This window comes from Kitasatospora sp. NPDC088779 (assembly GCF_040685395.1).
Classification (GTDB): Bacteria; Actinomycetota; Actinomycetes; order Streptomycetales; family Streptomycetaceae; genus Kitasatospora.
Genome location: NZ_JBFBHW010000003.1, coordinates 200,999 through 210,682 on the forward strand (window position 1 = coordinate 200,999; position 9,684 = coordinate 210,682).

Genomic DNA, 9,684 nt, shown 5'->3' on the forward strand with positions numbered 1-9,684 from the left:
CGGTGTCGCATTTCCTCCAGCGCAGGTGTCTCGCCCACGAGAGAGTCGGCGACGGTTCGTGTTCCTGATCGCGGACCTGTTCGTCCGGCACTTCGCGAAAGGCACAGCGCATGCACGTCGTCCCCGGGCTCAAGGTCCTGTACTTCGGAACTCCGGTGGTGCTGATCAGCTCACTCAACGAGGACGGCACGGCGAACCTCGCGCCGATGTCCTCGGTGTGGTGGCTGGGCCAATCCTGCATGCTCGGTCTCGGCAACAACGGCCAGACCACCGCGAACCTGCTGCGGGAAGGCGAGTGCGTGCTCAACCTGCCCTCGTCGGCGATGGTCGATGCCGTCGACCGGATCGCGCTCACCACCGGGAAGCCGGTCGTGGCGGACTACAAGGTGAAGCAGGGCTACCGGTACGAGCCGGAGAAGTTCTCGGTCGCGCAGTTGACCGAGCAGGCGTCGGACCTGGTCCGGCCCCCCAGGGTCGCGGAATGCCCGGTCCAGCTGGAGTGCAAGGTCGTCTCGGCCCACCCCTTCGGCGGTCCCGAGCCGCACGCCACCGCCTTCGAGGTCGAGGTCCTTCGCGCCCATGTCGAGGAGAGCCTCGTCATCCCCGGGACGCACTACGTGGATCCGCTCGACTGGGATCCGCTGATCATGAAGTTCTGCGAGTTCTTCGGCGGGGGAGCCAACGTTCACCCGTCGAGGCTCGCCGAGGGCTGGAACATGCCGCACCAGCTCCAGTCGACGACCGTCTGAGCGGGCATCTGGAGATTGCGTCGGCGTCCGGATCGTGCTGCGTTTCGTTCGTCCTCCTACCAGAGGGTGGCCGGTCCCGCGAGGACCCAACCGGCGTTGGTGGGCTTCACCCAGAAGCTCAATGACACCTCGATGATCCGCGCGCGGTAGGTGATCTCGATGTAGAAGCCGGTGCCCTCGTGGCCCCTCGGGGATCCGGCCGGTTCGGAACAGACTGAAGTAGCGACAGACGACCGCTTCGACGTCGGCTTTGGCAGGGCGCTCCGTCCAGATCTTCACCGTGGGATTTTAAGGGAGCGCCTTACGGATCCCGCTCTCAGCACGGGAAGTCGGCCGGTCCGACTTCCCGTGCTGCGAAAGCCCCAAGCGCCGCTGCCAAGCCCTGTCCCGGAGTTCATCACTCCAGTCTGCTCACATCACTGCCGCCTGGTGACCGTTCCCTGCCGATCACACTGCCGTGGCCCCTGCCAGGGCCCTGGCGATGACCGGCGCCTTCGTGACTGGTGGGCTACCGACCGCGGCGGTTGTCCTCCCAGTCGTCGAACCAGCGGAGCCAGATGGGCGTGCCGACACCGCGGTGCCACTGGTCGCGAGCGGCTTTCTCCAGCTCCGGGGTCGTCAGACCCTCCTCGTGCTCCAGCCAGTCGATGTACCACTCGCCGAAGCCGGCCGGTCGTCCCGCATCCGTCAGCAGCGGGTTGAGACGATCGCAGGTCGGCCGCCCGTCGAACCACATACTGCCGCGATCCGGACCGCTGACGATGAGCAGGGTGCTGAAGTTGTGGCCATGGCCCGCCAGAAACACACCGCCCGTGACCCGGTCCCGCTCCGCCGCCTCCACGGCCTCGTTCCGAGCGTCCCGGGCGGCTTCGAAGTCGGCAGGGTCGGCGTAGTCCTCTTCCCGTACGAACTTCTCCCACACCTCGTCACTCGCCGCCAGCGCGGTGTCGTGATCGGGGAACGGCACGTGCAGCCGCTCCAGTTGGGTGTCCGTGTCCTCTGCCCAGTGCCATCCGTCGGGTCCCCGCCGCAACTCCCTGGGCCACCGTCCACCCGCACTCACCCGCAGCAGGAACTCCCGGTAGTCCGCCGGAAACGTGATCCCGAACTGCCGCTCCGCCTCCACCACCTGGACTTCGGTCAGCGGCGCAGCCAGCTCAGCCCCCGGCCCGCTCCACCCCTGCTCCTCGCGCACCGCGCGTACCCGCCCCCGGACGTCGTCCCAGTCAATGCTCTGCATGATCGGCCAGGATATGACCTTGGTGTTTCAAGGCCCTGGTGGCCGGGGGTGCTGCTGAGGATCTGATTCAGGCGGTGATTCGAGGCACTGCTGAACACCTGGGACGGGGGGTTCGACCTCAGCTCCGTCTGGGCGGATGTGGGCCCGGAGTCCCGTGGATACGTCGGCCGAGGCCGTCGACTTGGTCGGCAAACCGAAACCGAGACCACGGAACGACGATGGCCCGGGCCGCTGAGCGGGCCGGGCCATCGTTTGCGTTGGGTGGGTGGGTGGATGGATGGGGTCAGGGGGTGGGGCGGAGGGTGGCGGTGGTGGTGCGGGCCAGCCAGACGCCCAGGAGGGCTTGGAGGAGGCTGATCAGGAGGGTTGCGGTGATCATCAGGGAGGCGAGGGCCGGGAGGCCGGCGAGGGCGGCGAGGGTGCGCGCGGTGCCGGCCACGGCTTCGCCGGTGGCGGCGCGCCACAGGAGGGGGGCAGCCCAGCCGGCGAGGGCGGCTGTGGTGGCGGTGAGGACGGCGGTGCGGGCTCGTTGGCCGCGCAGGGCCGTGGTGGTGCCGAGGGCGAGGCCGCAGAGGAAGGGGAGGTACCAGAGGGAGTAGAGGGAGCCGAGGGCTATGACCACGGTGGCGAGGAGGGTGGGGAGGAGGGTGCGGAGGTGGGGGGTCGTCATGGTGGTCAGGCTCCCGGTCGCAGGGTCCACACCTTGGTGGAGGCGGGTTGGTCGGCGGCCATCAGGAGTGGCGGGTTCCGGCCCTCCCACCAGTACGGGATGAAGTTCCGGTACCAGGGTGAGGCCGGGTTCTCGCTCTGGCCGCCGGGGTAGACGGCCTGCGCGGTGGCGGTGTCCGGGCCCTTCCAGTCGACGACCATGCGCCAGCTCGGGCCGAAGGTGGAGTTCATGCCGCCGTCGGCCGCGTTGACGGTCCAGCGGTCGCCCTCGGCGGGCTTGGGGCCGTAGCCGAGGGCTTCGGCGCCGGTGAGGGAGGGGATCTGCCGGGTGTGGACGCGGTCCCAGGTCCAGGTGGCGGGGTCGTTGCCGAGGTCCTGGGACAGTTCGGAGACGGCCTGGGCGAATGCTGTGCGCATGGCGTCCGTCGCGGTGCGGGTCGGGCCGCCGGGGGAGGTGAAGGCCGGGTTGGTCGGGTCGTGCAGGGTCCAGGCTTCGAGGTTCTCGTCGAGGCTGGGCAGGGCGCTGGAGACCTTGAGGTACAGGCGGTCGCGCTCGACCGGCACCTTGGCGTGGTCCCACCAGGGCTGGAAGGTGGTCTCCAGGTAGTCGTTCCAGAAGGTCCACCAGATCGGGCCGCCGGCGACGCCGGGTTTCATGGTGTGGTCCCAGCGGTTCAGGACGTCGAGGGCGGCCTGTTGGCGGGGGTCGAGCTTCTGGTCGGCCAGGGCGGTCTTCAGGTGGGGCAGGATGACGGTGGCGAGGTAGTCCGTGACGTCGTTCTGCAGGGTGGTGAAGTCCGCGCTGGTCATCGCCTGGTGGCTCTCCAGGTACTGGTAGATCCGGTTGGCCCGGTAGCCGTTGTCGAAGGCGTTGAGCGTGGTGCCGATGTAGTACGGGTAGTCGGCGGAGACGGGGCGCTGGTTGGCGGTCGCGACCACGTGGTTCGGCGGGTTGTAGACCTGCGGGGTGGCGTCGAAGGGGATGGCGCCGACCACGTCGTACTCGCCGGTGCCGGGCAGCGGGAACCAGGGGTTGCCGCCCTTGGTCAGGGGGAAGTACCCGGCGGCGACCACGCCGATGTTGCCGCCGCCGTCGGCGTAGGCGAAGTTGAGCGTGGGGGCGTGCCAGTCGGCGAGCGCGGTGCGGAACTCCTGGTAGTCGCGGGCCTTGTTGACGGAGAGCAGGACGGCCAGGTCGGGGGAGGGGATGTTGCCCATCCAGCTGACCGAGGTGGTCTGCCCGGCCCGGGTCAGGACCGGCCCGTGCACGGTGAGGTCCACGGCGAGGTGTTCGGTGTCGCCGCCCCGGACCGGGATGGTGTACTCCACCCGCTGCATCGGGTGCCACGCGTTGTTCCAGAAGTACTGGCCGGGGTGGTCGGGGCTGGTCTGCTCGCTGTAGAAGACCGTCGACTGGTTCTGCCCGTCGGTCAGGGACCAGGAGATGTTGGCGTTGCGGCCGATCAGCACGCCGGGCATGCCGGCCATGCTGGCGCCGGTGACGTCGGTCTCCGGCGAGGACAGCGCGATCTGGTACCAGTACGAGGGCAGGGTCATCGGCAGGTGCGGGTCGCCGGCGAGCATCGCGTTGCCGCCCGCCACGGCCGGGCCGTTCGCCGCCCAGGCGTTGCTGTCCGGGAAGGTGTGGACCTGGGTGGCCGGGAGCGCGCGGATGGTGTCCAGCAGGGTGTGGGCCGCGGTCGCCTCCCCGGCGGGGTCGGGCTTCCCGGTGGGGGCGACGGGCGCGGGGCGCGGCTCCGACCGGTTGGCGGCGGCTTGGCCGTCGGGCCCGGCGGTGTTGACGTTCGGGGGCAGCGGCGCGATGCCGAGGTCGCGGTACGGTCCGACGTCGTACGGCCGTTGGTCGTTGGGCGCGTGGACCGGGAACCAGTCCATGGTGCGCTCCTCGCCGAGGGACTCCCGGAAGATCGCGTAGTCCAGCGGGGTGCTGGTGAAGTCCATGCTCTGGGTGAGGAGTTCCTGGATGACCAGGCTGTCGACCGGCGTCCAGTCGGCCGGGTAGACGCCGGTGAGGGAGAAGATGGCCGGCCACTGCCCGTTGTGGCGCAGCTCGGAGATCCAGGCGTTGACTCCCCGGGTGTAGCTGGTGAGGGCGCGGCCCGCCGGGCTGTCGGGCGCGGTGGCGGCCCAGGTGGCCTCGGCGGTGCGCAGGAGTCCCATCTGGAGTTCGAAGCGGTCGGACTCGACGCTCCCGGGCCCGTTGAGTTCCGCCAGGCGTCCGCGTCCGGCGCGCCGCTCCAGGTCGAGCTGGGCGAGCCGGAAGCGGGCGTGCAGGTAGCCCTGGGCCTGGAACAGGTCGGTGTCGGAAGCGGCCTTGACGGTGGGGACGCCGTTGTCGTCGAAGGCGACCGTCACCGGCGCGTTCAGGCCCGCCAGGGTGAGGGTCTCGGTGTGCGGGAGTTCGGCGCCGGCGGCGGAGTCCCACGCACCGGCCCCGGGGACGAGGGCGGTTCCGAGGGCCGGGACGGGCCCGATGCCCAGCGCGAGCAGCGCGAGGACCAGGCCGGAGACTACGGCTGCCACCGCCGCGTGGGTGGCTGTGCGTATGCGCCGCGGCAAGTTGACTCCAGGGGTGCGAGGTTGGGCGGGGTGAAGGGGGCTGGGGTCGAGGCAGGGGGGCTCAGGGAGCCGTCAGGACCAGAAGTCGGCCATCGTGCGGTGGATGCCCTCGACGGTGGCCCGGAGCTCGGGGTGCCCGGGGACCGAGCCGTAGACCGTGCCGATCAGCCACTCGGTGCCGGCCCGCCAGTCGGCCCGCCAGGACGGGTCGATCGTGGCGTCCACCAGGTCCACCCCGGGGAGGTGGTGGAGGCCGTCGAGCACCTCGCCGGGGCCGGGGGCGAGGCCGTCGGCGGGCGGGGAGATGAAGTACTGGAACGCCACCTTCGGGCAGCCCGCGCCCAGGGCGAGCACCGGCTCGGGCGGGTCGAACGCGCCGAGTGCCAGCCGGAGGGCGAGGGCGAGCAGGTCCGTCCCGGCGGAGCGCTTGAGGACGTCCGAGACGTGCCCGCCCAGGCGGCCGTTGACCTCGATCAGCCGCGGCCCGTCGGGGGTGAACTTGATCTCGGTGTGGGTGACGCCCTCGCGGATGCCGAGCGCCCGCAGCGCGCGCTGCTCCAGGGCCACGACCTCGTCGGCCAGGCCGGCGGGGAGCAGGGCCGGGGTGAAGTAGCCGGTCTCCCGGAACGGGGGGGCCAGTGGCAGCTTGCCGGTGACCGCGACGGTGCGGATCTCGCCGTCGCGGATCGCGGACTCGACCGAGACGTAGTCGCCCCAGAACTCCCCCACCACGGTGGGGTCGCTCACCAGGTACTCCTCCAGCACGAACACCGCCGGGCTCGCCACGCCCTCGGTGAACTCGGCGTACCGGTCGGCCAGTTCGGCGGCGGTGCGGACCAGGCAGGTGTCCACGCTGCCGGCGCCCGAGCGGGGCTTGAGGACGGCGGGCAGCCCGGTCGCGGCGAGGGCCGGGCCGAGGTCGGCGGCGGAGTGGACCGTCCGGCAGGCGGTGGCCTGTACGCCCGCCGCCGCCAGGGCCTCGCGCTGGTGGAATTTGTCGACCAGGACCTCGACGGTGGCGCGGTCGTGGAACGGCACGCCGCACCGCGCGGCCACGGCGGACGCCGTCCGGAGCAGGTGGTCACTGAAGGTGATCACTCCGGAGGCGCCGAACTCGGCGGCCCGGTCGCACAGTTGCTCCTCGGTCAGGCCGGACGTGTCCACCACGGTGACCGACTTCGGCAGCTGGGCCAGGTCGGCGGCCACCTTCGGGTCGCCGAGGTCGCCGAAGAAGACCGCCGTGCACAGCCGCCGCCCGGCGGTCAGGACCCCGCGCGCGGTCGCCGAGCCCCGGCCGTAGACGACCAGCAGCACCGGGGGCGTCGGGGACGAAGGGGGCGAAGGGGACTCCGGGGGCGCCGGGTGGTCCGTCGGGTTCGAGCCGCCCATGTCAGCGCTCCCGCGGCTGGTTCGGGCTGAACGCCGCGCGCTCGGCGGCGACGGACCGGTGCTCCCAGGCCTCCCGGTCGCGCAGGTAGAGCGGCCGGTCGGCGACGACGGCCCGGGTCTCGGCCGAGCCCGCCGAGAGCCGCCACCGCACCGAGCCGGTGACGTGCGCCGAGCAGACCTCGATGAACGCCTGGCTGGCGCGGCGCAGTTCGCCGAACCAGCGGCCCTCCAGCGCCTCGCGGACCCACAGCTGCTCCTGGTTCAGCTTCTCCCGCAGCAGCTCGGCGGAGAGGGTGGCCGTCTCCAGGTGGCGGCGCGAGCGCAGCAGCAGCCAGGCGGCGGGCATCTCGCGGATCTCCAGCACCTTCGGCCCGTGGCCCAGGTGTTCGAGCCCGCTGTACCGGCCGAGGCCGTGCGCGCCGACCAGGTGGTTGAGGGTGTCGATCAGCTCGGTCAGCGGCAGCCGGCGGCCGTCCACCGCGACCGGACGGCCGGCCTCGAAGGCGACCTCGACGGCCTCCGGGGCCTCGGCGGGGCGCAGCGCGCTCCACTGGTAGAGCCGCTCGGGCACGGCGTGGTCCTCGGGGTCGTCGAGGATCCCGGACTCGAACTCCCGGCACCACAGGTTGGAGTCGCCGCTGACCAGCCGCTCGCTCAGCTGCTCCAGGCCGGCTTCCTTGAGCTCGCGCATCTTCTGGTCCCGGTCCACCGGGTCCAGGTCGTACGGGCTGCCGTAGCGTCCGGCGAAGCCGAGCAGTTCGAGGGCGCCGTTGAGCCGGCGCAGGGTGTTCTGGGAGCGGTTGGCGGTGTGCAGCACGGTGGTGGCGCCGAGTTCGCGGGCGGTGTCGACGGCGACCTTGGCGATCAGCGGGCGGCTGAGCGAGGAGCTGACCGGGTGGGTGTCGAGGTAGACGGCGTGCGCGGCGATGGCCGGGCGGACGTAGTCCTCGGCGAACTCCTGCCGGCCGTCGACCAGGTGCAGCCGGATGCCGAGCCGGTCGGCGATCCGCTGCTTGTGCTCGCTGCTCTCGTCCTCGCCGAGGTCGACGCTGACGGCGTGGACGTTGCGGGCGCCGGCCCGGGCCAGGCGGTGCAGCAGGTAGCTGCTGTCCAGCCCGCCGCTGAACAGGGTGACGACGGGGGCCGACGGATCGCGGGCGATCGCGTCGAGCTCGCCGAAGGAACGGACGACCTGGGCAGTCACCGCGATCCCTCCGGTCCCTGCTCGGCCAGGGCGGCGGTGAAGGCCGTCACCGTGGGCTCGTCGTACATCAGGTGCATCGGGACCTCGACGCCGAGCAGCGCCTCCAGCTTGCGGGTGGCGCGGACCACCTTGAAGGAGTCCCCGCCGATCTCGAAGAAGTCGTCGTCCGGGCCGATGGCGGGCAGTCCGAGGACCTCGCACCAGACCGTGGTGACGGTGGCGGCCACGCCGTCGCCGGGCGGTGCTTGCGGTTCGTCGGTGACGGCGGGCAGGACGGCCCCGGCCCGCTCGGTCAGCAGGGCGCGGTCCAGCTTGCCGTTGGCGGTCAGCGGCATCGAGTCGACGGTGGCCAGCGACGCCGGGACCATGTACGAGGGCAGGGCGCCGCGCAGCGTCTCGCGCACGGCGGCGGTGACGCTCGCGGGCTCGGCGCCGGGTGCGAGCACCAGGAAGCCGACCAGCCGGGCGTCGCTGCCGCGGCCGTGGGCCACCACGGCCGCCTGCCGGACCTCGGGCACCCGCAGGGCGGCGGACTCGATCTCGCCCAGTTCGATCCGGTAGCCGCGGATCTTCACCTGGAGGTCGACCCGGCCCAGGAACTCCAGGCCGCCCACCGGGTGGGTGCGGACCAGGTCGCCCGAGCGGTAGAGCGGGCCGGGGCCGTCGCCGAGGTGGTCCGGGACGAAGCGCTCCGCGGTGAGCTCGGGCCGGTTGAGGTAGCCGAGGGCGAGGCCCTCGCCGCCGATGTAGAGCTCGCCGGGCTCGCCGTCCGGTACGGGCTTGCCGTCCTCGTCGAGGATCCACAGGGTGGTGTCCTCGATGGCCGGGCCGATGTAGACGGCGTCCAGGCCGAGGTCGCGCGGGGGCACCCAGGCGGTGCAGTAGATGGTGCACTCGCTCGGCCCGTAGAGGTTGGTGAGCGGCGCGGTGGACTGGGCGTGGAAGCGGCGGACCAGCTCGGGCGCGAGCGGCTCGCCGCCGGTGAGGACGCGCCGCAGGCCGTCGAAGCGCTCCTCGGGCCCGCGGGCCAGCAGGAACAGCTCCAGCAGCGAGACCACGCAGTAGAAGATGGTGATGTCGGCCGCGCGGATGGTCTCGGCGAGGTAGTCGGCGTCGCGCTGGCGGCCGGGGGCGGCGATGACGATGGTGGTGCCGGTGATCAGCGGCCAGTACACCTCGATCAGGAACATGTCGAAGCTGCACGCGGTGTGGTGCAGCATCCGGTCGTCCGGGCCGAGTCCGTGGCTGCGCTGGAGCGCCCGCAGGCGGGTGGTCACCGCGCGGTGCGGGATCAGCGAGGCCTTCGGCCGGCCGGTGGAGCCGGAGGTGTAGATGACGACCGCGGGCTGCTCGGCGAGGTCGGCCGCCGGCTCGAACGGGCCGGCCGGGCGGGCCGTCGCGCACTCGTCGACGGTGACGACCTCGGTGCCCGGCAACTCGGGGAAGCGGGAGCGCAGTTCGGGGGTGGTGATCAGCAGCCGGGGCGTGCAGTCGGCCAGCATGTCGAGGGTGCGGGCGACCGGGTCGTTGACGTCGAAGGCGACCTGGGCGGCGCCGGCCAGGATCACCCCGGCCACGGCGACCACGAAGTCGGCCGAGCGCTCCAGGTAGACCGCGACCCGCTCGCCCGGGCGTACCCCCCGCTCGCACAGCAGCGAGGCGACCCGCACGGTGCGGTCCCTGAGCTCGCCCGCGAGCAGGACCCGGTCGCCGTCGACCACGGCGGGCTGCGCCGGGTCGGCCTCCCAGCGGGAGAGCAGCAGGGTGTCGAGCCGTCGTTCGCCGTCGTCGAGAATCGTGGCCGTAGAGCTAGCCATGGAGGTTGTGTCCAATCGGTGTGGTCGGTGCAGGGG

7 protein-coding genes are annotated in these 9,684 nt (G+C 71.9%); 1 reads left to right on the forward strand and 6 read right to left on the reverse strand.

Annotation, left to right across the window (positions count from 1 at the left end):
* Window positions 1-110 precede the first annotated feature (110 nt).
* Entirely contained in the window at window positions 111-749 is a 639-nt protein-coding gene (locus AB0P03_RS03975) for a flavin reductase family protein (RefSeq protein WP_363627747.1), read from the forward strand.
* Window positions 750-1,257: 508 nt separating this feature from the next.
* Here AB0P03_RS03975 and AB0P03_RS03980 read toward each other — a convergent pair.
* The 6 genes from AB0P03_RS03980 to AB0P03_RS04005 form a co-directional block, all read right to left on the reverse strand.
* The gene (locus tag AB0P03_RS03980) at window positions 1,258-1,989 is read right to left on the reverse strand and encodes an SMI1/KNR4 family protein (RefSeq protein ID WP_363627748.1); all 732 of its coding nucleotides are present in this window, start codon (window positions 1,987-1,989) and stop codon (window positions 1,258-1,260) included.
* 283 nt (window positions 1,990-2,272) lie between these two features.
* The gene (locus tag AB0P03_RS03985; protein WP_331744782.1) at window positions 2,273-2,659 is read right to left on the reverse strand and encodes a hypothetical protein; all 387 of its coding nucleotides are present in this window, start codon (window positions 2,657-2,659) and stop codon (window positions 2,273-2,275) included.
* 5 nt (window positions 2,660-2,664) lie between these two features.
* Entirely contained in the window at window positions 2,665-5,202 is a 2,538-nt protein-coding gene (locus tag AB0P03_RS03990; protein WP_363627749.1) for a penicillin acylase family protein, read from the reverse strand.
* 108 nt (window positions 5,203-5,310) lie between these two features.
* Window positions 5,311-6,627: an ATP-grasp domain-containing protein gene (locus AB0P03_RS03995; RefSeq protein WP_363627750.1), complete on the reverse strand. Its 1,317-nt coding sequence runs from the start codon at window positions 6,625-6,627 to the stop codon at window positions 5,311-5,313.
* Between the two features lies 1 nt (window position 6,628).
* Complete coding sequence (locus tag AB0P03_RS04000; RefSeq protein WP_363627751.1) at window positions 6,629-7,831, reverse strand: argininosuccinate synthase-related protein; 1,203 nt, start codon at window positions 7,829-7,831, stop codon at window positions 6,629-6,631.
* Complete coding sequence (locus AB0P03_RS04005; RefSeq protein ID WP_363627752.1) at window positions 7,828-9,648, reverse strand: non-ribosomal peptide synthetase; 1,821 nt, start codon at window positions 9,646-9,648, stop codon at window positions 7,828-7,830. The genes AB0P03_RS04000 and AB0P03_RS04005 overlap by 4 nt, the downstream gene beginning before the upstream one ends.
* Window positions 9,649-9,684: the final 36 nt, after the last annotated feature.